Origin of the sequence: Streptomyces sp. NPDC012794 (genome assembly GCF_042901085.1) — a bacterium.
GTDB lineage: Bacteria > Actinomycetota > Actinomycetes > Streptomycetales > Streptomycetaceae > Streptomyces.
Genome location: NZ_JBIBCI010000001.1, coordinates 546521 through 568600 on the forward strand (window position 1 = coordinate 546521; position 22080 = coordinate 568600).

Genomic DNA, 22080 nt, shown 5'->3' on the forward strand with positions numbered 1-22080 from the left:
CGGGCGCGGAGGGCGTGTGCGTGGGGACGGCCGGATTGCGCGGGGTGTTCTTGCGGGGCTTTGGGGGGTGTGCCAGCATGCCAGGACGTGATCGTGATCTTGGAGTCGGCTGTGGTGCCCCCGTGAGCGGGCCGCGGCGATCCGCTGACGAGAGGTGCGACGTTGAATTCGTCTGCCGACACGGCACCATCCGCTGGAACGAACCCGGCCGACCGGCCCGGACGGCCTGAGCCGGCCTTCGTGCCCGGCCAGGTCCCCCGTCCCGGCGGTGCCGATCCGGACGTCGCCGCCGTCGATCCGGTCGTCGAGCGGTTCCACTTCCTCGTGAACGCCCCGGCCCTCTTCAACGCCGTCGTCACCGCGCTCGAATGGGACGTCTTCGGCCATCTCCGCGCCCACCCCGGCGCCTCCTTCGAGGAGCTGCGCGCGGCCGTCGGGGTGCCGGCGCACTCCCTGCGGGTCCTGCTCCACGCCGTGTGCACCACCGGCCTGCTGGAGCGGGACCCCGACGGCGGCTACCGCAACGCGTCCGCCGCCGCCGAGCTCCTCGCCCCCGACGGCCCCGACAGCTGGCGCCACATCCTCACCGGCTGGCGGGAGATCTACTACCCCGCCTTCTCCCGCATGAGCGAGGCCCTCGCGGCCGGCACCAACCTCGCGCTCGACGCGCACCCCGGCGACGAGCCGACGCTCTACCGTCGCCTCGCGCACGCCCCGGAGCTCGAGGCGGTCTTCCACCGCAGCATGAGCGCCTTCACCCTCAAGAGCCTCGACGCGCTCGTCGAGACCGAGGAGTTCGCCACCGTACGGCACCTGCTCGACATCGGCGGCGGCGACGGCACCACCAGCGCCCGGCTGCTCGCCCGCCACCCCGGCATGCGCTCGACCGTCTTCGACATCCCGTCCGTCGCGCGGCTGGCGGCCGAAGCGAAGTCCGGGGCGGAATCCGGGGCCGAACCCGGGGCGGAACCCGGGACCGGGGACCGTATCCGGCTGCACCCCGGCGACCTCTTCACCGACCCCTTCCCGCCCGGCGCGGACGCCGTCCTCTTCAGCCACGTCCTGGAGATCTTCTCCGGCGCGCAGATCACGGAGCTGCTGGCGAAGGCGCACGCCGTCCTCCCCTCCGGCGGGCGGGTGTTCGTCTACGGCTACAACGCCTCCGACGACGAGACGCGCGGCTGGTACTCCGCGCGCCTCTCCCTCTACCTCAACGTGCTCGCCAGTGGCCAGGGCATGGCCTACCCGGCCCGCGACTACGAGGACTGGATGCGCCGGGCGGGCTTCGACGCCGTGCGCACGCTCACCGGCTACCCCTACGAACACGGCCTGACCATCGGCACCAAGCCATGAGCCGCGACAGGTTCCCCGCCGCCGACCCGGGGGCGCCCGCCACCGGCTCGCCGGTCCGCTTCCTGGCGTGGCTGGCCACCCGCCACCGCGGCAGCCTCGTCCTCGCCACCGTGTTCGGCGTGCTGTGCACCCTCGCGCAGGCGCTGGTGCCGGCGGCCGTCGCCCTCGGCATCGACCGCGGGCTGCTCCAGCGCGACCGGGAGGCGCTGCTGCTGTGGGGCGGGGCGGTCCTCGCCCTCGGCGTCTTCCAGGCCGTCATCGGCATGCTGCGCGACCGGGCGTCGACCACCAACCGGTTCGGCGCCGTGTACGGGACCACCCAGCTCGTCGTCCGCCACGCCGCCGACCTCGGCGCCGACCTGCCCCGGCGGGCCTCCACCGGCTCCGTCGTCAGCGTCAGCGCCTCGGACGTCGGCCACCTCGGCACCGCCCTGGAGGGCACGGCGCGCGGCACCGGAGCCGTCGTCTCCATCCTCTTCGCCGCCGTGTTCATGCTGGTCACGTCCTGGCAGCTGGGACTGGTCGTGCTCGTCGGCGTCCCGCTGATCGCGGTCGCCGTCACCCGGCTGATGCGCGTCCTGCACGGCCGCCAGCAGCGGCTGCGCGAGCAGCAGGGCGCCCTCACCGACCTGTCGGTCGACATCATCGACGGGCTGCGCGTCCTGCGCGGGTTTGGCGGCGAGAAGACCTACGGCCGCCGCTACCGCGAGGGTTCCCAGGCCGTGCGCGCCGAGGGCACCCGGGTCGCGGCCACCGTCGCCGACATCGCCTTCCTGCGCGTCCTGCTGCCCGGCGCGCTGCTCGTCGCCATCGTCTGGCTCGGCGCGCACCAGGTGAGCACCGGCCGCCTCGAACCGGGCCTGCTCGTCGCCTTCTACGGGTACGCCGTCTTCCTCACCGACCAGCTCGGGCAGGTCACCGCCATGCTCGACCAGCTGACCCGCGCCGGCGTCGCGGCCGGCCGCGTCCTGGACTTCCTGCGCCTGGAACGGGAACGGCCCGGCGGCACCCGCCCGCTCGACGACGGCGCGGACGCCCTCCCGCTGCACGACCCCGACTCCGGGCTGACCGTCCCGCCCGGCCGGCTCCTCGCCGTGGTGTGCGCCACGGAAGGGGACGCCCGTACGCTCGCGGAACGGCTCTGCGGCCACACCGGCTCCGCGGTCCTGCTCGGCGACACCCCCCTGTCCGCCCTCCGCACCGACGACGTACGCCGCCACGCCCTCCTCGCCGACAACGACGCCACCCTCTTCGCCGGGCGGCTCGGCATCGAGCTCGACCCCCGGGACCGCCCCGGCGGCCCCCGCGACGGCCGGCCCGCCGACGGCCTCCTCCGCGCCCTCGACGCGGCCTCCGCCCGCGACGTCGTCGACGCCCTTCCCGACGGCCTCGCCCACGAGAGCACCGGCGGACGCGAGTTCTCCGGCGGGCAGCAGCAGCGGCTGCGCCTGACCCGCGCCCTGCTCGCCGACCCGCGGGTGCTCGTCCTCGTCGAGCCGACCAACGCCCTCGACGCCCACACCGAGGGCCGCGTCGCCCGGAACCTCGGCCCCTACCGCGCCGGCCGCACCACCGTCGTCTTCACCACCAGCCCGATCGTCCTGGACCGAGCCGACTCGGTGGTGTTCGTCAAGGACGGCAAGGCCGTCGCCGAAGGGCCCCACCGGACCCTCCTCGCCGACCCCGACTACCGTGCCGTCGTCACCCGTGAGGTCCTGGCATGACCGCCCCCGCCGACACCGCCCCCGACCCGGGCGCCCCGCCGACCGACCGGCTGCCCGTCGCCTCCGCCCGGGAGGTCCGCGCGCACGCCCGGCGGACCATGCTCAGGCACCGCCGCCCCCTGGCCGGCTCCCTCGCCCTGCACGCGCTGGCCTGCGCCGCCGCGCTGGCCGCACCCCAGCTCCTCGGCCGGATCGTCGAGGACGCCGCGCACGGCACGCTCGCCGTCACCCCGGTCGCCCTCGCGATCTGCGCCGCGGTCGTCTTCCAGGCGGTCCTCACCCGCTTCGCACGGCTGGCCTCGCTCCGGCTCGGGGAGACCGTACTGGCCGAGCTGCGCGAGGAGTTCGTCGACCGCGTGCTGTCCCTGCCCACCCCCGTCGTCGAGCGGGCCGGCACCGGCGAGCTCGTCACCCGCACCACCCGGGACGTCGACGTCCTCGCCCTCACCGTGCAGCGGGCCGTCCCCGACACCCTCGTGGCGGGCACCACCATCGCCCTGACCGTCGGCGCCGTCTGCCTCACCGACCCGCTGCTGGTCCTGCCCTGCCTGGTCGCCGTCCCCGTGCTGTGGCTCTCGACCCGCTGGTACCTGCGGCGGGCCCGCGGCGGCTACCTGCGCTCCAACTCCGCGTACGCCCGCCTCACCGACACCCTCGGCGAGACCGTCGCGGGCGCCCCCACGGTGGAGGCGCTCCGGCTCCAGGGGCGGCGCCGCCGCCGCACCGACGCGGACATCGCCGCCTCGTACGCGGCCGAACGGCATACCCTGAACCTGCGCAGCACCTACCTGCCGATCGCCGACACCGGCTACATCCTGCCCGTGGCCGCCACCCTGGTCATCGGCGGTCTGATGTACATCGAGGGGCTGGTCGGCCTGGCCGCCGTCACCGCCGCCACCCTGTACGTCCAGCAGGTGATCGGGCCCGTCGACACCATGCTGTACTGGATGGACGAACTCCAGGTCGGCGGCGCGTCCATGGCCCGCATCCTCGGCGTCCGCGACGCCGCCGCCCCGGACACGGTCCCGGACACGACGGCCCCGCGACCCGACGCCCCGCGCGACAGCGCGATCGACGTACAGGGCGTCCACTTCGCCTACCGGGACCGGCAGGAGAGCCTCCGCGGCGTCGACCTGCACGTACGGCCCGGTGAGCGGCTGGCCGTCGTGGGCCCCTCCGGGGCCGGCAAGTCCACCCTCGGCCGCCTCCTCGCCGGGATCGACAGCCCCGGCCGGGGGACCGTCAGCCTGGGCGGCGTGCCCCTGACGGAGCTGCCGACGGAGGAACTGCGCCGCGGTGTCATCCTCGTCACCCAGGAGTACCACGTCTTCCGCGGGACCCTGGCCGACAACCTGCTCGTCGCCCGCCCCGACGCGACCCCCGCGGACCTGGAGCGCGCCCTGCGGGCCGTCGCCGCCTGGGAGTGGGCGTCGGCGCTGGGCCTGGACCACGAGGTCGGCTCCGGCGCGGCCGAACTGCCCCCGGCCCGCGCCCAGCAGCTGGCCCTGGCCCGCCTGTTGCTGCTCGACCCGCCGGTGGTCGTCTTCGACGAGGCGACCGCCCTGCTCGACCCGCACACCGCGCACACGGTGGAACGGGCCCTGGCCGGGCTGCTCGGCGGCACGGTCGTCTCCATCGCCCACCGGCTGCACACCGCCCACGACGCCGACCGCGTGGTGGTGATGGAGGACGGCCGGATCACCGAGACCGGCACCCACGAGGAACTGGTGGCCCGCGGCGGGGCGTACGCCCGCCTGTGGAAGTCCTGGCATGGCTGAGGCGGCACGGCGCCGGCGGGTACGGGCCCCTCACCAGGCCACGGGCAGCCGGTGCACCCCGTAGAAGCCCATGTCCTCCCCCAGCGGCACCTCCGACGGCGGCACGGCCAGCTTCACCCCGGGGAAGCGCGCGAACAGCGCGGGGAACGCGATCCGCATCTCCGTGCGGGCCAGGTGCTGGCCGATGCACTGGTGCGCCCCGTGGCCGAAGGCGAGGTGGCCGGAGGCCGGGCGGGCGAGGTCGAGGCGGTCGGGGTCGGCGAAGCGCGCCGGGTCGCGGTTCGCGGCGGACAGCGAGACCGTGACGGACTCCCCGGCGCGCAGGGTGTGTCCCTCCAGGACGACGTCCTCCAGCGGGGAGCGGGGCACCCCGAAGTGGAAGATGGTCAGGTACCGCAGCAGCTCCTCCACCGCGTTCCCGGCGAGGGACGGATCGTCCGCCAGCCGGGCCGCCTCGCCCGGGTGGGACAGCAGGGCGAACGTGCCGAGCCCGAGGGAGCCGGCGGTCGTCTCGTGCCCCGCCGACAGCAGGAGGGCGCCCACACCGGCGACTTCCGCGGTGGACAGCTCGCCCCCGGCGGCGAGCGCGCTCAGCAGGTCGTCGCCCGGCGCCCGGCGCCGGTGCCGGGCCAACTCGGTGAGGAACACGTCGAGTTCGCCCATCGCCGCCGCGGCCTCGGCGGCGGTCGCGTCGATCCGGAACAGGGTGGCGCTGTTGCGCTGGAAGGAGGCGCGCTCACCGTACGGCACGCCCAGCAGCTCGCAGATCACCAGGGAAGGGACGGGCAGCGCGAAGGCTTCGACGAGGTCGGCCCGGCCGCCGAGGGCGGCCATCGCCTCCAGGTGCTCGCCGACGATCCGCTCGATCCGGGGCGCCAGGGCCCGCGTACGGCGGGCGGTGAACCAGCCCATCAGCTGCCCGCGCAGCCGCGTGTGGTGGGGTGCGTCCATGTCGACGAGCCAGCCCGGCAGGGCGGGGCTGCCGTAGAACGGGTCCGTCCCCGGCCGGGCCACCGGCACCCGCTTGAGCTCCGAGCGCGCGCTGAAACGGGGGTCGGCGAGCACCCGGCGCGCCGCCTCGTGACCGGTGACGAGCCATCCGAGGTGGCCGTCGGGGTAGCGCAGGCGGCTGACCGGGCCGCGGGCGCGCAGCGCCGCGAGCTCCGGCGGCGGGTCGAACGGGCGGTCCCGGTCGCGGGCGGTGGGGTGGACGGGAACGCCCCGGCCCCCGCTCACGTCCCGCCCCCCGGCCTCGTGCCCGCCCCGGCCCCGGCCCGTGGCCGGGCGTGCTCCCTGAGGAAGGCCCCGAGCCGCCGCACGCCCTCGTCGATCTCCTCCGGATCCAGGTAGCTGCACGACAGGCGCAGCGTACGGGTGCCCCCGCCGCCCGGGTGGAAGGGGGCCATCGGCGTCCACAGCACCCCGTACCCGGCCGCGGACGCCTCCAGCAGCCCGGCGTCCGCCGGCACGGGCAGCCGCATCCGTACGAAGAACCCGCCGTCGGGCCGGTTCCACTCCACCCCCTCCGGCAGCCCGGCCGCGCCCTCGCGGTCCAGCGCCCGCAGCAGGTGGGCCAGGTTGCGCCGGTACAGCACGGACCTGGCCCGGCTCAGTTCGGCGAGCGAGCCGCCGTGCTCCAGCAGCATCCCGGCGATCAGCGCCTGGCACACCGGCGAGGTGTTGACCGTGACGGCGGTCTTCAGCCGCGCCAGCTCCGCGGCGAGCGGGACGGCCGCGGCCCCGCCGGCGGTGGACACGGACTGGTCGGCGACGACGTAGCCGACGCGCGCCCCGGGGAAGCACACCTTCGCGAACGTCCCGATGTGCACGACCCGCCGCCCGCCGTCCAGGGCCTTCAGGGCGGGCATTTCGGTGCCCGGGGGAGCGGTGAACCCGTACGCGTTGTCCTCCAGGACGAGGAAGTCCTCCCGCTCGGCCAGCTCCAGCAGCCGCGGCCGCCGCCCGGCCGCCATGCGGGTGCCGCCGGGGTTGGCGTAGTCGGGGGCGACGTAGCAGGCTCGGATGCGGCGGCCGGAGCGGCGGGCCGCCCGGCACGCCCCGGCCAGCGCGTCGAGGTCGAGGCCGTCGGCGTCCTCGGGAACGGGGACCACCCCGGCGCCGAGCAGGCTGGCGGCGCTGGTGATGCCCACGAAGCACGGATCGGAGACGGCCAGCAGGTCCTCCGGCGAGGCGATCAGGGCCCGCAGCACGAGGAACATCGCCTCCTGCGCCCCCACGGTGATCACCAGCGCGTCCGCGTCGGCGTCGATGCCCTGGTCGCGGCGGAGGGCGTCGGCGACGATCCCGTTGATCAGGCCGCGGGCCGGCCCGTACTCGTACAGCAGCCGGGCCGCCCGGTCCGGCCCGAGGCCCGTCGCGGCCGCGTGGGCGGTGAAGCGGTCCAGGTAGCGGGCGGTGTCCAGGCCCTCGTACGGGGCCGGGTGGGGGGCGCCGGGGGCGAAGGAGAGGGCGTCCGGGTAGCGGCCCATGATCTCGTTGAGGAAACCGATCGACTCCAGCACCGGGTCCTGGAGCGAGGCGTGCAGCGCCTCGCGGGCGAGGAGGGTCATGCCGGGGCCCGTCCGGAACGCGCCGAGTGCCGCTCCGTCTTGGCCAGCACGTCGGGGCTGTGGATGCGGCGGGCCTGGACGACCGAGAACTCCGCCAGGTAGCCGCGCAGCAGCTCCAGGGGCTCCTCGGCCAGCGTCAGCATGGCCCGGTTGGCGGCCACGGCCGGTCCGGCCAGCTCGCGTACGGCGCGCTCGGCGGCCGCGTCGAGCGCGGCGGCGGGCAGCACCTCGTCGACCAGCAGGGCGGCCGCCGGGTCGGAGGTGTGGACGCGGCGGCCCGAGAGGATGATCTGCCGGGCCGTGCGGGCGCCGGTGAGCCGGGTGAGCCGCAGGTTGCCGAGGCCCGGGACGATGCCCTCGTCGGCGGCCGGCAGGCTCAGGAAGGCGCCCTCCTCGGCGATGACGCGGTCCAGGACGAGGAGGAGCTGCATGCCGCCGCCGATGGCGAAGGCGTCGACGACGCCCACCCAGGGTTTGCCGGCCGTGGCGCCGCCGGCGGCGGCCGGGCCCTCGCGCAGCAGGCCGCGGGCCAGCTTGTTGACGTAGCCGAGCTCCCGGCCGAGGAGGAACTCCACGAAGGAGATCCGGCCCGCGTGCAGCTCCTTGAGGTTGATGCCGGCGCTGAAGATCCGCCTCCCGGCGTGGCGCGGGTGGGTGACGGGCCCGCCGCGCAGGACGCCGACGCGGATCCGGTCGTCGAGGAGGGCCACGTCGACGGCGGTTTCCAGGCCGGCGATGAGCCGGTTGTCCTCGGCGTTGAGGCAGTGGCCGTTGCGGAAGGTGACGTGGGCCGCCTCGCCGCGGCGTTCGAGCAGCACGGCGGGCAGCTCCAGCCGGTCCGTGCGCCGGAACTCCGCGAGGCGGGCCGCCGAGCCCGGCGCGGGCCGCAGCATGCTCTCGATCAGGTGCGTGCCCGCGGTGGGGGAGCGCAGCAGGGCCCCGAAGAAGATGCCCTGGTCGATCTCGCGGCCTTCCTTGTGCGCCTGGAGGCGGCCGCGCTCCTCGGCGAGTCGCGCGGCGTCCGGTACGAGCCCGGGGAAGCGTACGGCGGCCTCCGCGGCCAGCTCGGGCAGCCGGGGCCGCCGCGTCCGCCCGGCGGTGAGCTCGTCGTAGACGGCGTCGGCGTGGCGGGCCAGGAAGGCGTGCCGGGCCGCCCGGCAGTCCTCGTGGAGGCCCTCCGCCCGCTCGGCCTCGGCTGTGGTGCGCTCGGGGCGGGACGGCAGGAGGGCGAGCCTCCGCTCGGCGTCGGCGGCGTGCCCGGCGAGCACCTTGGCGTCGGCGGCGAGGTCACCGCGGAAGCCGGGGTCTGCGCCCGAGACGGCGGGGTCTCCCGAGACGGCCGGGTCGGCGGAGGCGGGGCCGGCGGCCGGGATGCCCGCCTCCCGGCGCCCCGCCCCGTCACTCACCCGCCCCTCCCGCCGTGTCGCCCGGCTCCTCGGCAGCCGCCGCGGACGCGGCCAGGCGCCGCAGTTCCCGGTCGCAGGCGGCGAGATGGGGGCCCAGCGCCTCGTCGAACTCCAGGCTCTGCGCCTCCAGCAGCAGCTGCCGGCGGATCGCGAGCTCCCGGTCGGAGATCCGGCCCATCAGCACGGCCGCCGTGTGCGCGGCCCCGTCGGTGTCGTCCGCGAGCTGGTCGATCAGGCCGAGGTCACGGGCCCGTACCGCGTCGATGTCGTCGCCCCACAGCACGATCTGCCGGGCGCGGGCCGCCCCGAGCTGCCGGGATATCCGGTGCACGGCCATCCCGGGCCAGAAGTGCCCGTCGTTGACCGGCGCGAGGAGCCGCAGGTCCGGGGACCCGATCCGGTAGTCGCTGACCAGCAGCAGGTCGAGGGCGGGACCGCCGCAGGCCCCGGAGGCGACGGCGATGCTCAGCGCGGGCAGCCGCTCCAGCCTCCGCACGGCCCGCTCCCAGCGGTTGATCTGCTGGATGTCCACCTGCCCCGGCCAGGCCCGCGCCCCGGCGGGCGCGTCCGGCAGCCGCAGGAGGACCACCGAGCCGTCGGCCCGCGCCTCGGCACGGTCGCAGGCACCGGTGACCGCGGCGGTCAGCTCGGGCAGCGGCTGCCGGGCGTCCAGCTCCACGGTGGTGCACAGCCCGTCCGCGGGGCCGTCGGGCACGGTCCTCCCCGTACCGTCCGCCGGTTCGCCCTCCGCGGGCGGCGGCAGCGTGTCGTGCGTCCGCATCGCAGTTCCCTTCGTCGTCGCGCCGCCGCCCGCCGTGCGGCCCGGGATGCGGGTCACCACCGCGCCAGCGCCATCTCGATCGTCGAGCCGGGCCCCATCGTCATCAGCACGCCCAGGTCGCCCGGCCGGACCGAACCTTCGGACGCCAGGCGCTGGTAGGAGAAGAGGAAGGAGCCGCTCGACAGGTTTCCGTGGTCGCGCAGCACGCCGGTGGTGTGCCGTACGTCGTGCCGGGTCAGCCCGAGGTTGACCCGGACGGAGTCCACGACCTTCTTGCCCCCGGAGTGCACCACCCAGTGGCCGATGTCCGAGGCCAGCAGCCCCGTGCCGTGCAGCAGCCGCCCCAGCGCCTCCTCGGCGTGCGCGCCGACGACGTACGGGATCTGCGGGTCCAGCCAGAAGCTGAACTTGCCGTGCCCCTCGTCCCAGTCGTAGCGCATGGCGTCGACGGCGTCGGGGATGATCCGGCTGGAGAACCGCAGCAGGGCCGGTGACGGCACCCCGCCCGGATCCGCACCGCCGCCGCCCCCGGGCGCGGTGACGGCGACGGCCGCCGCGCCGTCCCCGAAGAGGCTGTTGACGACGGAGGAGCGCATCGTGCCGTCGAAGACGTACGCCGCCGAGCACACCTCCACGCACACCAGCAGCGCCAGCTCGCCGGGGTGCGCGCGGACCCAGCCGGTGACCGCGCCCAGGGCGTTGAGCCCCGCGTTGCAGCCCATGCCGACGACGTCGAGGCGCGAGCAGCCGACGTCGATGCCCATCTCCTTGATGAGCAGGGCGGAGAACCCGGGCGTCAGGAAGCCGGTCGACGTCACGCAGCACAGGTGGCGCACGTCCGACAGCCGCGCCCCGGTGTCGGCGAGGCAGTTCTCGATCGCCCGCCGCCCCAGCAGCAGCCCCTGCTCGGCGTGCTTGCGCAGGAGCTCGCCCTGCGACTCCACCGCCCGCGAACCGTCCGGGCCGGCGGCGGGCAGCGTCAGGCCGCGCCGCTCGATGGCGCTGTTCAGGAAGAGCGAGCGGACCCGGGGATCGGTGACGGCCAGCAGGTCGAGCAGCTCGCGCTGGCTGTAGCTGGTGTCGGGGACGGCGGTGCCGACCCCGGCGAGCCGGGCGGCACACCCCGTGTCCGGCAGGCTCATCCGAGGTAGTCCTCCAGCCCGCCTTCGCGCACCGTGTCCAGCGTGAAGCAGTGGAAGCCCCCGCCGAACAGCCGCCGGTGCCGGTGCCGGACCGGGACCGCCGTGAAACCGTGCTTCTCCAGGGTCCGCCCCAGCTCCGGGCACGCCTCGTTGACCAGCACCGTGTCCGGGCCGGCGGACAGTACGTTGAGGTCGATGAACGGGCTGGTCAGCACCAGGTCCTCGTCCTCGTAACGGGGGAAGTTGTCGCTCTCCGGAGCGGGCGCGACGATCCGGTCCCACTTCCGCAGCGCCTCGGGCAGCTTCTCGGCGACGGCCTCCGAACGCACGAGCAGGGTGCCGGGCCGCAGCGCGAGGACCATGCTGTCGATGTGGCTGTCGCTGAGCCGGTGCACGCGGTGGATCCGGAACCGGCCGCCGACGTGCCGCTCCAGCCAGTCGCAGGCCAGCGCGTGGTGCGCGGTGGAGACGTTGACGACGAGGTCGCGGCCGAGCCGCAGCACCTGCGCCCCGTCGAACATCATCTCGATGCCGACGTCGTAGGGGGAGGGGCTCGGGGTGCCGATGGGCTCGGTCGGGCCGCCGATCGTGCTCTCGCGGGCGTAGTCGAGGTCGAACGACGCGTCCGTCATCAGGGGCCGCGGCATCACCGTCCAGCGGGCGCCCCGCGCGAAGTACCGCTGGAACACCGGGGTGAGGAACTGGGTCTCGAAGTACCGGGAGCGGATCATCGGCGGCGTCTCGATGATCTCGTCGCCGAGGATCAGCGTGTTGTCGCGGATGTTCAGCGGCGGGACGACGGAGGCGGACCAGGCCGGGGTGCGCACCTCGCTGGTGCCGGGGTCGAGGTCCATCGGCCGGAGCACGGTGACCCCGAGGCCCCTCAGGGCCGCCGCCATGCCCTCCAGGTCCTCGACGAGCTCGTCCACGTAGCGCTGCTTGATGGGCACCCGCCCCCGGCGGGCCCCGTCCGGTCCGGCGTTCCCGTCCGCCCCGCCGACGGTGAGCCGCGGGTAGTACCACTCGGAGCGCGTGGAGTTGTCGCCGGCGATGTTGTCGTGGAAGAAGAGGTCGAAGGACAGCTCCCGCTCGTGGGAGGTGTAGTGGGCCGCCGAGCCGAGGACCACCTCCTTGAGCGGGGACCATTCGTCGAAGCTGTTCAGCGTCATCGTGAGCTCCCTTGCTCGCTTGAAGTGCCCGTCCCCGCCGTACGCCCGGGCAGCGCGGGCAGCCCGGACCGGAGCGGCAGCGCCAGGGAGAGGTACTTGCCGTCCTCCTCCAGGCAGATCCCGTGCGCGACGCAGGAGGCCAGGAACTCCTCGACCTCCGCCCGCTCCACGGCCCTGCCGTCCGGCCGCGTACCGCCGCCCAGCTCCCGGTGGACGCGGGCGGCACCGCGCGGGGCGTCGCCGCACAGCTCGTACGCCTGCGCCCGCCACCCGGTGAGGGTCGTCTTGCGGCGCCGGCCGCCGCGCGTGTCGAACAGGGTCAGCCAGTCGGGCCCGCGCCGGTACGTGAGGGCGGGCCGGTCGGCCGAGGCCCATTCCCGCCCCCACGCCTCCACGGCCTTGGCCAGCTCGGCGACGGCGTCCGGGGAGGCGGTGTCCGGCGCCCGGTAGTCGAAGAAGTACGCGATGCGGCTGTGGTCCAGCCCGGGGACCGGGAACGCCAGCCGGTAGGCGCTCTTCGGCGTGATCTCGCCCATCCCGAAGGAGGGGTCGGTGAAGTAGGGGCTGAACCGCTCCAGCCAGATCCGCCCGACGCCGGCGGGCGGCTCCAGATGGGTCAGCAGCGGTACGAGGGCGGCCTGGCCGGTGTAGTCCTCGTCCGTCTCGCCGGGGAAGCCGGCGAGGAGGTTCCAGTCGACGCGGACGCCGTAGTAGTGCGCCCACTTGAGCAGCCGGATGTTGAGGAGCCGCGAGGAGCCCTTCCGCATCAGCCCGAGGACGTGCGTGCTGAGGCTCTCCAGGCCCGGCTGGATCTTCCACACCCCGGCCTCGGCCAGCAGGCGCACCTGGTCCCGGGTCAGGTTCGCCTTCACCTCGAAGAACAGGGCGGTGTCCCACGGGGCCCCGCGCAGTCCGGAGCAGAAGGTGTCGAGGTAGGCCATGTCGAGGATGTTGTCGACGGCGTCGACCGCGAGGACCCGGTGCCGGCGCATCAGCTCCTCCAGCTCGGCCAGGGCCCGCGCCGGGGACTTGGCCCGGTACTGCATGCCCAGCGCGTTGAGCCCGCAGAAGGTGCAGTGGTGCTTCGCGCCCCACCAGCAGCCGCGGGAGAACTCCACCAGCAGCCGCTGCGTGTTCCGGCCGATCACCCGGTCCCGGCCGAGGGCATCCAGGGCGGTGAAGTAGTCGTCGTAGTCCGGTACGGGCAGTTGGTCCATCTCCCGGGTGCGGACGCCGGGGGAGGGGATGGTCACCCGGCCGTCGGGGGTGCGGCCGCAGACGCCCGGGAGGGCGGCCGGGTCGGCGCCGCGCGCGACGGCCGCCGCCAGCCGGGGGAGCGTCACATCGCCCTCGCCGACGACCACGTAGTCGATGAAGTCGAAATTCCTCAGGTACTCGGGCCCCATGTCGCCGTCGTAGTTCGCACCGCCGAATACGATGATCAGATCGGGGCGGGCTTCCTTCAGGCGGCGCGCGAGTGCCAGCGCGGCGACGTTCTGGATGAAAGTCGATGTGAATCCGACGATGTCGAGTTCCGACCAGACGTCGCGGGCGGCGAGTTCGTCCATCCACGCGGGCAGACGGCGGCCGCGCAAGTCGGCCACGGCGTCCCAGTCCGCTCCCGCTTCGGCGCACATTTCGGCCACTTCGGGGAATTGCAGCCGGTAATCCTCCACGTCCTCGGTCACCCCGAACGCCGCCGTCCCGAAGAGCCATTCACCGAAGAGGTGGACCCGTTCGGAAGGGGCCTCGGTGATGATCTCGTACAGGTCTTTTCCCAGCTCGGCGGCCAGTTCCAGATTCGGGTAGACGCTCCGCGCGTCGTGGCCGAAGGAGCGGAGCGCGGCCTGGAGCAGCCCGCACTGAATGGAAGGGGTGTCGGTGCGCGCCCACGGCATGTTCACCAGCCCGATCCGCAGCGGTCTCGCCGGGACGCAGTCCGGCGGGAACAGGGGCTCGCCGATCAGTTTCAACTCACCGCCGCCTGACACGATTCCTCCGTACGTCCGCTCCGGCAGGCCGGACCCCTCCCCGGCAGGCGGGGAAGGACCCGGGTCGCGCACTGGTCGGTCCGCCGGCTCAGCTTCAGTCCTTGACGTTGCTGGCCGAAACGACGCCTACGTCCTTCACGTTGCTGTCCGAGACGATCTCCGCGACATCCGCGTCCTCGATCTCGGTCCAGAGGATTTCACGCTCCATGGTTCACCTCCTTCCTCATATCCGGGCATGAGATTCCGTCGGTGAACGGTCAACGATCGTACGAACCCCTCCAGCGGGGAACAAGGTGGCGATCCGGCCACCGGAGCATCCGGCCGGTCGTCACCGGCGGATTCCGGTGGGGCCTTGGAGGCGGAAGAGGCGCTCTTGACGCCGTCTCACGCCGCTTTTCACAATTGGCCGTCCAGCCGGGCCGAAATCCTTCGCCCGCCGCCGGAAAGGGCACTGCGACCACAGGGAGTATTGCCGGATGCTGCGACTGCTCATCGGAAACGACTGGAGCGAGGAACTGGAAGAGCCGGTCGGCACCGGCTGGGCCGTGCAGCGCCTGCTGTGGTTCGCCCGCGACGGCGACGTCCTCGTCCTGCCCGTCCCGCCCGAGAAGGAGTTCCTCTCCTACGTCACCTCCCTGACGGGCACCCGTACGGACTCCCTCCAGATCGTCGTCCCGCCGCCCGGCCGCACCGGCACCGGCGCCCTCACCGCGGACCGGCTCACCGACCCCGCCTTCGTCGCCGAGCTGCGCGAGAGGACCGCCGGCCGGCCCGTCGACGAGGTCTTCGCCCTGTGGCCCGACGCCGCGGTCGCGGCCGCCGCCGATGCCCTGGGCTGCCCCGGAGCCCTCGAAGGGCACGCCTTCCTCACCCAGAGCGGCGGACTCCTCGGCAGCAGCAAGGCCGTCTTCCGCGCGCTGGCCGCCGGCGTGGGCGCCCCCCTCCCGGACGGCGCGGTCTGCGCCGACCCCCGGCGCGCCGAGGAGCACATCGTCCGCCTCCTCGACGGCGGCAGCCCCGTCATCCTCAAGCAGGACTTCGGCTCCGGCAGCGACGGCAACGAGATCCTGGGCCGCACCGGCGACGTGGACCTGCGCGGCGCACGCGGCGTACGAGCCCTCCCCGACCGGGCGGCGGTCGCCGCGTACCTCGCCGAGCGCTGGGACTGGCTGACCGTCGGCGGCCGCGACCGGGTCGTCGTCGAGCGGTACCACCCCGGCAGCCGCGCCTACTTCGCCGAGTACTGGATCTCCGACGCGGGCATCCGGCTCGGCGGGCACGGCGAGATGCAATACCGCCCCCTGCCCAACGCCCAGGTGATGCCCGCCCCGGACCTGACCGCCCACCAGCTCGGCGCCCTCCTCGACGGAGGACACCGCATCTCGGAGGGGCTGCGCGCCGTCGGCTACCGCGGGATCCTCAGTGCCGACGCCGTCGTCACCCCGGAGGGCGACGTCCTCTTCACCGAGTACAACGGCCGCGCCACCGGCTCCACCCACATCTACGAGATCGTCGGCAAGCGGGTCGTCGGCCCGGGCTTCGGTACCGACCGCATCCTGCTGGAACGGGTGTGGCCCCGGCACTGGGAGGTGCCCTCCTTCACCGCCGCCCTCACCCGGCTCCGCGAGTCCGGTCACGCCTACGACCCCGCCACCCGCCGCGGCGCGATCATCCTGGCCGCCTACCACCCGGGCCGCAAGGGCGTCATGCTCTGCTTCGCGGACGACACCGTCGAGGCCGCCCTCGACCGCGAGGAACAGGTCGCCCCACTCTTCACCCCGGCCTCCTGACCGGCCGTCAGCCACGCGGGCCGGGCTGCCGGCGCCGGTGATCCACGGGTCGATCGCCGACCGGCTCCCTGCCGGCCCGGCTATCGGAGCGGGCTGGCTGCCGTGGGACGTCCCCGACTGCTGCTGATCGCCGAGTTCCTCGCGGGGTCCCCTATGCTCGCGAGGCAGGGGGTACGAACAGTTCGCCGAGGGGGCGTGGAGCCGTATGGCCGACGAGATCAGGTACGAGTACAAGTCCGTGCGGGCGCTCCGCGGCACCGACGGCTTGGTGATCTCGAAGATGCGGAAGGACGGCTGGCAGCTCGTGGAGCAGACCCAGGGCGGGCTGCGCTCCACCCTTGACTTCCGCCGGCCGAAGAAGCCCCTGCCGCGGGCCTTGATCGGCGCCGCGGTCGGCGGTCTCGTGGTCCTGGCCGTCGTCATCGGCACAGCCGCGGCACTCGAGGACGAAGGCGAGGAGAAGGGCGGGTCGAACAAGCCGGCGGCAGCCACGGCGAGCGCGGAGCCCTCCACCGCGTCGACTCCGAGCGCCGCCGGGTCGGCTGCCGCTGAGGTGATCTCGGCTGAGAACAACCCGGAGTTCGCGGCGCTGCTGAAGACGCCGGACTCCTGCGCCCAGACGAACGTGGACTTCGCGGCCAAGTACAAGGGCAGGACGGTCGCCTTCGACGGCTCGATCGTGCACATGGCACCCCACGGTGATGCCGCCACCCGCTACGACTTCCTCCTGGGCCCGGGCGACCAGGGAACGAAGACGGGGATCGGCCCGGCCTTCACGTACGAGGACGTCAACGTTCCCGGCCTGAAGCTGACCGGCCGGAACACCCCCGCCACCGTCCGCGCGGGCGACAAGTTCCGCTTCGTCGCCGAGGTGGGCGAATTCAACGCGAAGCAGTGCCTCTTCTTCCTCGGCCCGGTTTCAACGGAAATCCGGTAGCCGAGAGGGACAGAGGGGGCAGCCGCGTGAGCACGGACAGGCGTGCGCGGCTCGCGCGGGCGGTCTCGACCAGGACGATGAGGGTCGGTGCCGGGACGAGCACCCGCTCGATCGCGGCGGCCTTTTAGGATCTGCGCATGGCAACAAGACTCGTGCAGATCAACATGAAGGCCCATGACGACGTCGCGCTGGGCCGGTTCTGGGCGGAGGCACTCGGTTGGGGTGTCGACAGCGAGGGACCCGGTGTGACCAACCTCGAACCCGTGGGATTCACCTACCCGGACCCCGCGGCCGTGTGCATCGACATCATCGCCCGCCCGGAAGTCAAAACCGTGAAGAACCGGGTGCACCTTGATCTGGCCACGACCTCGACCGCCCATCAGGCCGCTCTGGTCGCGCGCCTGCGGGGTCTCGGTGCGACGCTCGCCGACGTGGGGCAGGGCGACGTCCCCTGGACGGTCATGGCCGACCCGGAGGGCAACGAGTTCTGCGTCCTGGAGCCCCGCCCGGTCTACGAGGACACCGGGCCGGTCGCCGCGGTGGTGGTCGACTGCGCCGACCCGCGGGAGATGGCCCGGTTCTGGAGCCAGGCGATGGACTGGACGCTGCACGAGGTCACGGACGACAAGGCGGCCATGCGCTCTGCCAAGGGGGTCGGTCCCTACCTCGAGTTCCTCCGCACCCCCGACACCAAGAGCGTCTGGAACCGTGTCCACCTCGACGTCTGCCCCTACCCCGGTGACGACGTGGAAGCGGAAGGAGCCCGACTGCGCGCCTTGGGCGCCACCGACCCCGGTATCGACCAGTCCGCGATCCACTGGACGGTCCTGGCCGACACCGAAGGCAACGAGTTCTGCCTCCTCAGCCCGCGCTGACCCTGAGCAGAGGCTCCCGCCGCCGGCCGGGCCGCCGCGCGCGGGGGCGGTCAGGGCCGGGTGGCGGAGTCGGCGTCGGGGTGGAGGGGGAAGACCTGGTCGAGGCCGACGACGCGCAGGATGCGCAGGGTGTTGGCGGGGACGGAGGCGAGGGCGATGCCGGCCCCCGCGGCCTGGGCGTGGTTGCGGGCGGCGAGCAGCGCGGTGATGCCGCTGGAGTCGCAGAACTCCATGCCGCTCAGGTCCAGTACGAGGCGCTGGCCCGGTCGCAGGGTGAGGGCCGTGACCAGCGTCCGCAGCTCGGTGGCGGTGGCGTAGTCCAGGTCGCCGGTGATCTCCAGGACGGGACCGGTTCCGGCGTCTCGGGTGAGGATCGTCAGCGGTTTCATCTCGGGTTCTTCGTCGTAGGTCCGGCGGTGGGGACGCCGAGGGCGAGCAGGGCGGTGTCGTCGTCGAGGCCGTCGCCGAAGTCGTCCAGCAGGCCGGTCAGGGCTTCGATGACGGCCTGCGGGGGCCGGCCGGCGTGCCGGGTGACGAAGGCGCGCAGGGCCTGGTCGCCGTACAGCTGTGTGCGGTCGCTGCCGGTACGCGCTTCGGTGAGGCCGTCGGTGTAGAGCAGGAGGGTGTCACCGGGGCCGAGGGTGGTGGTGGCCGCGGTGAAGCGGGCGGCGGGCAGGATGCCGACGAGCAGGCCGCCGGGGGTGGGGAGGAAGTCGGCGGTGCCGTCGGCGCGCAGGACCAGGGCGGGCGGGTGGCCGCCCGACGCCAGGCGGACGTCGACCTGTCCGGTCGCAGGGTCGGACTCGACGGTCCCGAAGACGGCGGTGCAGTAGCGCGGGTCTCCGCCGGAGTAGCGCTCGTGGAGCACCTGGTTGAGGGTGGTCAGGGCGGACACCGGGTCCGGATCGTGCAGGGCGGCGGCGCGCAGGGTGTAGCGGGTCAGCGAGGTGACGGCGGCGGCCTCGGGGCCCTTGCCGCAGACGTCTCCGAGGAAGAAGGCGAAGCGTTTGCCGTCCACGGGGAAGACGTCGTAGAAGTCGCCGCCGAGCCGGTCGGGGGAGGCGGTGCGGTAGTGGGCGGCCGTCTCCATGCCGGGCAGCGGCGGCAGCGTGTCGGGGAGCAGCGACTGCTGGAGCACGGCGAGGGCGTGCTGCAGCCTGGCCCGGTCGGCCTCCGCCTGACGGCGTGCCTCTTCGGCCGCTTCCCGCGATCTCAGCAGCTCCTCTTCGTAGGCGCGGCGGTCCCGGGCGTCGAAGACGGTGGTACGGATCAGCAGGGGTTCGCCGGATTCGCCGTGCTTGATGACGGAGGAGACCAGTACCGGCATCCGCCCGCCGTCGGCCCGGGTGATGTCCAGGGCGATGCCGCCGATCTCGCCCTGCATCCGCAGCAGCGGCGCGAAGTGCGTCTCGTGGTACAGCTTGCCGCCCACCGTCAGCAGGTCGGTGAACCGGAGCCGGCCCACCACGGCCTCCCGCTCCAGGCCGAGCCAGCCCAGCAGGGTGGTGTTGATCTTCGCGATGGTGCCGTCCATCAGCGTGGACAGGTACCCGCACGGCGCGCTCTCGTACAGCTCCTCCGCACTGCCCTCCAGCAGCGAGGCGAACACCGCGTTCGACACCTGCTCGTCCCCGGCGTCGTACGGTTCCGGCTGCTGCCCGGCGCGGCACATCACCGCAGACTCGAGAGGAAGCCGGTGATGGCCTGGTTGGTGGCTTCGGGCGCGGACAGGTGCGGGCAGTGTCCGACCGCGTCCAGTGTGACCAGCGTCGAGCCGGGGACCGCCCGGTGGACGAAGGCGCCCACCTCGCGGGGAGCGATGGCGTCCTGGGTGCACTCCAGTACCAGCGTCGGCACCCGCACCCCAGGCAGGTCGTCCCTCGAATCGGAGAGGAAGGTGGTACGGGCGAAGACGCGCGCCATCTCCGGGTCGGTGGCGCAGAAGCTGTTCTTCAGCTCCTTGGCGAGCTCCGGCCGGTCCTCGTTGCCCATGATCACCGGCGCCATGGCCGCCGACCAGCCGAGGTAGTTGGACTCCAGGGAAGCCAGCAGCTCGTCGATGTCCCCTGCGCTGAACCCGCCCCGGTAGTCCCCGTCGTCGACGTACCTCGGCGACGGGGCGACCATCACCAGCGACCCGATCCGCCCGGGGGCCGCACCGGCCGCCAGCACCCCGATCATCGCGCTGACCGAATGCCCCACGAACACCGCGTCGCGCAGGTCGAGCTCCTCGCAGATCTCCACCACGTCCCGGGCGTACCCGTCGAGGGAGGCGTACCGTTCCGCGGAGAACGCCGACAGGTCCGAACGGCCCGCGCCCACGTAGTCGAAGAGGACCACCCGGTACTCCCCGGCCAGGGCGGGAACGGTGAGCCGCCACATGTGCTGGTCACAGCCGAACCCGTGGGCGAGCAGCACCGTCCGGCCCCGAGGGTTGCCGGTGACGGTGACGTTGTTCCTGCGAACGATGTCCATGCCCGTCAGTCTGGCAGGCGCGGGCCGCAGCTCCTGCACGGGCCCCTCCGGCCGCCCCGTCCTGCCGTTGCCCTGCCGGGATCACACGGGCCGCTCGTCATGCACCGCTCATGATCCGGGCGGGACGGGGAACACGGCCGTGACCGGCCGCTGGGCGGGCAAGGGAGGGGAGGTTCCGCATGAGGTCATCGAGGGCGGGCGGGAAACGGGGCCGGCCGCGCGCGCCGTTCGCGCGTGACGTGGTACTCGCCGTCGGACTCGTGGGTACCGGGGTCGGCGGCCTGGCGGCCTTCGCGAAGGCCGTCGGAGCGTCCGGCATCCGGATTCCGGTGGTGCCCGTGGTGCTGCTGGTGGTCCTGGCGGGCGCGACGGCACTCATGGCGTGGAGCGTCCAGCCCGTGCGTGCCCGCCCCGCACCGTGCCGCGGTCCCGGCGCGGACGTTTCGTCCGCGGGGGCCGGACCCGGCCTGCCGGACGTGTCGGCTCCGGCGCTGGACCACGAGGCGGTCGACGCCGACGGCTTCGAGCACACCGTCGCCGCGCTCTGCGCGCGGGACGGCTGTACCCCGGTGGAGGTGTGCGGCGGAGCGGGCGACCTCGGCGCCGACGTGCTCGCCACGACCGCGGACGGCCTGCGCGTCGTGCTGCAGTGCAAGCACTACGGCGCGGACAACCGGGTCAGCTCGCCGGAGCTGCAGCGCTTCGGCGGGACCTGCTTCGCCGTCCACGAAGCCGACGTGGCCGTCTTCGTCACCACGAGCTCCTTCACCACGCCCGCCCTGGAGTACGCCGCCGCCTGCGGCATCGTCTGCGTCGACGGCGACGCGCTGGCGGCCTGGACGGAGCTGGCGGCGCCCCCGCCCTGGGAGCCGGCGGGCAGCCGCTCCGGCCCTGCCGCGGCGGTGCCGACCGACTGCTGACGGGGGCCGCGCACCCGTGGGGCCGTCCAGGCGACGGATGGGATAGGAGCCCGTTGCCCGGGTAGCCGGGTCGCATGGACACCGGAACGGCCCGCCGCGCGCGGGCGCACCGGTCCGCGCGGTGTCCCGCCGGCTCGAAGCCGGGCCCATGGCCGCAGTCCCCCTACCCGCCGTCCCCCGACGGCCTTCAGAACAGAGCGAACAGGACGTGATCCCGATGCCCTCCCGCGGTGAACCCCACCTCCCCGACCCGGTGCACCTCCATCCGCGCCCTCCGTTCCCCGAGCAGGACCAGGAGCACCCCGGCTCGACCGGCGCGATGGACCCCCGTCCCGACCACGGTGAGGACACCTACCGCGGTCACGAACTGCTCCTGGACCGCAGGGCGCTCGTCACCGGAGGGGACTCGGGGATCGGCCGGGCGGTCTGCCTCGCCTTCGCCCGGGAAGGAGCCGACGTCGTCTTCACCCACCTGCCCGAGGAGGCCGCGGAGGCCGAGGAGACGGCCCGCCTCATCCGCGAGGCGGGCCGTACGGCACTGCCCGTCGCCTGCGACATCCGGTACGAGGAGCAGTGCACCTCCCTGGTCGAGCGGGCCGTGCGCGAGCTGGGCCCGGTCGACCTCCTGGTCAACAACGCCGCCTACCAGATGGCCCAGCCCGACGGGATCGAGGCGATCACCACCGAGCAGTTCGACCGGGTGATGAAGACCAACCTGTACGGGATGTTCTGGCTCACCCGCGCGGCCCTGGCCCACATGCCGCGCGGCGGCTGCGTGATCAACACCACGTCCGTGCAGGGCTACCAGCCCAGCCCCCACCTGCTCGACTACGCGATGACGAAGTCGGCGATCATCTCCTTCACCCACGGACTGGCGCAGATGCTCGCCGAGCGCGGCATCCGGGTCAACGCCGTCGCCCCCGGACCGGTCTGGACGCCGCTGATCCCCGCGACGATGCCCGACCCGACGAAGTTCGGCGAGCAGTCACCCCTGGGCAGGCCGGCCCAGCCGTCGGAGATGGCACCCGCGTACGTCTTCCTCGCCTCTGCCCAGGCCGGCTACATCACCGGTGAGATCGTCAACGCCACCGGCGGCACCCCGCTCCCCTGAGCGGGGCCCGGGGCCGGGGGCGAACAGATCCCCCCGGCCCCCCGCCCCCGGCCCCGTC

Annotated in this window: 19 protein-coding genes; 8 read left to right on the top strand and 11 right to left on the bottom strand. The window is 73.9% G+C overall.

The window, feature by feature from the left end:
- Positions 1-240 precede the first annotated feature (240 nt).
- The 3 genes from ACFY7H_RS02510 to ACFY7H_RS02520 are packed head-to-tail and all read left to right on the top strand — an operon-like array spanning position 241 to position 4855.
- Positions 241-1353 carry a methyltransferase gene (locus ACFY7H_RS02510; RefSeq protein ID WP_388931915.1) on the top strand — a complete coding sequence of 371 codons (1113 nt, stop codon included), beginning with the start codon at positions 241-243 and terminating at the stop codon, positions 1351-1353.
- Positions 1350-3077, top strand: a complete 1728-nt coding sequence (locus ACFY7H_RS02515; RefSeq protein WP_388931919.1) for an ABC transporter ATP-binding protein — start codon at positions 1350-1352, stop codon at positions 3075-3077. The genes ACFY7H_RS02510 and ACFY7H_RS02515 overlap by 4 nt, the downstream gene beginning before the upstream one ends.
- Complete coding sequence (locus tag ACFY7H_RS02520) at positions 3074-4855, top strand: ABC transporter ATP-binding protein (protein WP_388931924.1); 1782 nt, start codon at positions 3074-3076, stop codon at positions 4853-4855. The genes ACFY7H_RS02515 and ACFY7H_RS02520 overlap by 4 nt, the downstream gene beginning before the upstream one ends.
- Before the next feature lie 30 nt (positions 4856-4885).
- Here ACFY7H_RS02520 and ACFY7H_RS02525 read toward each other — a convergent pair whose 3' ends face one another.
- From ACFY7H_RS02525 to ACFY7H_RS02560, 8 genes are all read right to left on the bottom strand, one after another.
- Positions 4886-6091, bottom strand: a complete 1206-nt coding sequence (locus ACFY7H_RS02525) for a cytochrome P450 (RefSeq protein ID WP_388931928.1) — start codon at positions 6089-6091, stop codon at positions 4886-4888.
- The gene (locus ACFY7H_RS02530) at positions 6088-7425 is read right to left on the bottom strand and encodes a PLP-dependent aminotransferase family protein (RefSeq protein WP_388931931.1); all 1338 of its coding nucleotides are present in this window, start codon (positions 7423-7425) and stop codon (positions 6088-6090) included. Before ACFY7H_RS02530 ends, ACFY7H_RS02525 begins: the two co-directional genes overlap by 4 nt.
- Positions 7422-8831 (bottom strand): (3,5-dihydroxyphenyl)acetyl-CoA 1,2-dioxygenase DpgC, encoded by a 1410-nt coding sequence (gene dpgC, locus ACFY7H_RS02535; RefSeq protein ID WP_388931933.1) that lies wholly within the window; start codon positions 8829-8831, stop codon positions 7422-7424. Before dpgC ends, ACFY7H_RS02530 begins: the two co-directional genes overlap by 4 nt.
- A complete protein-coding gene (dpgB, locus tag ACFY7H_RS02540) occupies positions 8824-9612 on the bottom strand; it encodes an enoyl-CoA-hydratase DpgB (RefSeq protein WP_388931936.1) in 789 nt (262 codons plus the stop codon). Before dpgB ends, dpgC begins: the two co-directional genes overlap by 8 nt.
- A 53-nt stretch (positions 9613-9665) precedes the next feature.
- Entirely contained in the window at positions 9666-10754 is a 1089-nt protein-coding gene (gene dpgA / locus ACFY7H_RS02545; protein ID WP_388931939.1) for a 3,5-dihydroxyphenylacetyl-CoA synthase DpgA, read from the bottom strand.
- Entirely contained in the window at positions 10751-11923 is a 1173-nt protein-coding gene (locus ACFY7H_RS02550) for a glycine amidinotransferase (RefSeq protein WP_388931941.1), read from the bottom strand. The genes dpgA and ACFY7H_RS02550 overlap by 4 nt, the downstream gene beginning before the upstream one ends.
- Complete coding sequence (locus tag ACFY7H_RS02555) at positions 11920-13914, bottom strand: RiPP maturation radical SAM C-methyltransferase (protein ID WP_388931944.1); 1995 nt, start codon at positions 13912-13914, stop codon at positions 11920-11922. Before ACFY7H_RS02555 ends, ACFY7H_RS02550 begins: the two co-directional genes overlap by 4 nt.
- Positions 13915-14008: 94 nt before the next feature.
- A complete protein-coding gene (locus ACFY7H_RS02560; protein WP_388931947.1) occupies positions 14009-14122 on the bottom strand; it encodes a pheganomycin family RiPP precursor in 114 nt (37 codons plus the stop codon).
- Positions 14123-14390: 268 nt separating this feature from the next.
- On the opposite strand from ACFY7H_RS02560, the gene ACFY7H_RS02565 reads away from it, so the two are divergent.
- The 3 genes from ACFY7H_RS02565 to ACFY7H_RS02575 all read left to right on the top strand — a co-directional run bounded on the left by ACFY7H_RS02565 (position 14391) and on the right by ACFY7H_RS02575 (position 17516).
- Complete coding sequence (locus ACFY7H_RS02565; RefSeq protein WP_388931950.1) at positions 14391-15704, top strand: peptide ligase PGM1-related protein; 1314 nt, start codon at positions 14391-14393, stop codon at positions 15702-15704.
- A 205-nt stretch (positions 15705-15909) separates the two neighbouring features.
- Positions 15910-16641 (top strand): DUF4839 domain-containing protein, encoded by a 732-nt coding sequence (locus ACFY7H_RS02570; protein ID WP_388931953.1) that lies wholly within the window; start codon positions 15910-15912, stop codon positions 16639-16641.
- 137 nt (positions 16642-16778) lie between these two features.
- A complete protein-coding gene (locus tag ACFY7H_RS02575; protein WP_388931956.1) occupies positions 16779-17516 on the top strand; it encodes a VOC family protein in 738 nt (245 codons plus the stop codon).
- A gap of 50 nt (positions 17517-17566) precedes the next feature.
- Here the strand turns inward: ACFY7H_RS02575 and ACFY7H_RS02580 are convergent, their stop codons facing one another.
- From ACFY7H_RS02580 to ACFY7H_RS02590, 3 genes are read right to left on the bottom strand one after another with little or no spacing between them, the layout of a single operon-like run.
- Positions 17567-17905 carry an STAS domain-containing protein gene (locus ACFY7H_RS02580; protein ID WP_388931959.1) on the bottom strand — a complete coding sequence of 113 codons (339 nt, stop codon included), beginning with the start codon at positions 17903-17905 and terminating at the stop codon, positions 17567-17569.
- Positions 17902-19188, bottom strand: coding sequence for a PP2C family protein-serine/threonine phosphatase (locus ACFY7H_RS02585; protein ID WP_388931962.1), 1287 nt, complete (start codon positions 19186-19188; stop codon positions 17902-17904). Before ACFY7H_RS02585 ends, ACFY7H_RS02580 begins: the two co-directional genes overlap by 4 nt.
- Positions 19188-19991 (bottom strand): alpha/beta fold hydrolase, encoded by an 804-nt coding sequence (locus ACFY7H_RS02590; RefSeq protein WP_388931964.1) that lies wholly within the window; start codon positions 19989-19991, stop codon positions 19188-19190. The genes ACFY7H_RS02585 and ACFY7H_RS02590 overlap by 1 nt, the downstream gene beginning before the upstream one ends.
- A 179-nt stretch (positions 19992-20170) precedes the next feature.
- Here ACFY7H_RS02590 and ACFY7H_RS02595 point away from each other — a divergent pair, with 179 nt between their 5' ends.
- Both ACFY7H_RS02595 and ACFY7H_RS02600 read left to right on the top strand, forming a co-directional pair.
- Complete coding sequence (locus ACFY7H_RS02595; RefSeq protein WP_388931967.1) at positions 20171-20911, top strand: restriction endonuclease; 741 nt, start codon at positions 20171-20173, stop codon at positions 20909-20911.
- Between the two features lie 217 nt (positions 20912-21128).
- Entirely contained in the window at positions 21129-22022 is an 894-nt protein-coding gene (locus ACFY7H_RS02600) for an SDR family oxidoreductase (RefSeq protein WP_388931969.1), read from the top strand.
- Positions 22023-22080: the final 58 nt, after the last annotated feature.

What these genes read in the sequence shown, in the direction of transcription:
- ACFY7H_RS02590 (WP_388931964.1), bottom strand. Translation starts at nt 19,991, where the DNA reads ATGGACATCGTTCGCAGGAACAACGTCACCGTCACCGGCAACCCTCGG.
- ACFY7H_RS02565 (WP_388931950.1), top strand. Translation starts at nt 14,391, where the DNA reads ATGCTGCGACTGCTCATCGGAAACGACTGGAGCGAGGAACTGGAAGAG.
- ACFY7H_RS02600 (WP_388931969.1), top strand. Translation starts at nt 21,129, where the DNA reads ATGCCCTCCCGCGGTGAACCCCACCTCCCCGACCCGGTGCACCTCCAT.
- ACFY7H_RS02585 (WP_388931962.1), bottom strand. Translation starts at nt 19,188, where the DNA reads ATGTGCCGCGCCGGGCAGCAGCCGGAACCGTACGACGCCGGGGACGAG.
- ACFY7H_RS02515 (WP_388931919.1), top strand. Translation starts at nt 1,350, where the DNA reads ATGAGCCGCGACAGGTTCCCCGCCGCCGACCCGGGGGCGCCCGCCACC.
- ACFY7H_RS02520 (WP_388931924.1), top strand. Translation starts at nt 3,074, where the DNA reads ATGACCGCCCCCGCCGACACCGCCCCCGACCCGGGCGCCCCGCCGACC.
- ACFY7H_RS02575 (WP_388931956.1), top strand. Translation starts at nt 16,779, where the DNA reads ATGGCAACAAGACTCGTGCAGATCAACATGAAGGCCCATGACGACGTC.
- ACFY7H_RS02570 (WP_388931953.1), top strand. Translation starts at nt 15,910, where the DNA reads ATGGCCGACGAGATCAGGTACGAGTACAAGTCCGTGCGGGCGCTCCGC.
- ACFY7H_RS02560 (WP_388931947.1), bottom strand. Translation starts at nt 14,122, where the DNA reads ATGGAGCGTGAAATCCTCTGGACCGAGATCGAGGACGCGGATGTCGCG.
- dpgB (WP_388931936.1), bottom strand. Translation starts at nt 9,612, where the DNA reads ATGCGGACGCACGACACGCTGCCGCCGCCCGCGGAGGGCGAACCGGCG.
- ACFY7H_RS02530 (WP_388931931.1), bottom strand. Translation starts at nt 7,425, where the DNA reads ATGACCCTCCTCGCCCGCGAGGCGCTGCACGCCTCGCTCCAGGACCCG.
- ACFY7H_RS02550 (WP_388931941.1), bottom strand. Translation starts at nt 11,923, where the DNA reads ATGACGCTGAACAGCTTCGACGAATGGTCCCCGCTCAAGGAGGTGGTC.
- ACFY7H_RS02580 (WP_388931959.1), bottom strand. Translation starts at nt 17,905, where the DNA reads ATGAAACCGCTGACGATCCTCACCCGAGACGCCGGAACCGGTCCCGTC.
- ACFY7H_RS02595 (WP_388931967.1), top strand. Translation starts at nt 20,171, where the DNA reads ATGAGGTCATCGAGGGCGGGCGGGAAACGGGGCCGGCCGCGCGCGCCG.
- dpgA (WP_388931939.1), bottom strand. Translation starts at nt 10,754, where the DNA reads ATGAGCCTGCCGGACACGGGGTGTGCCGCCCGGCTCGCCGGGGTCGGC.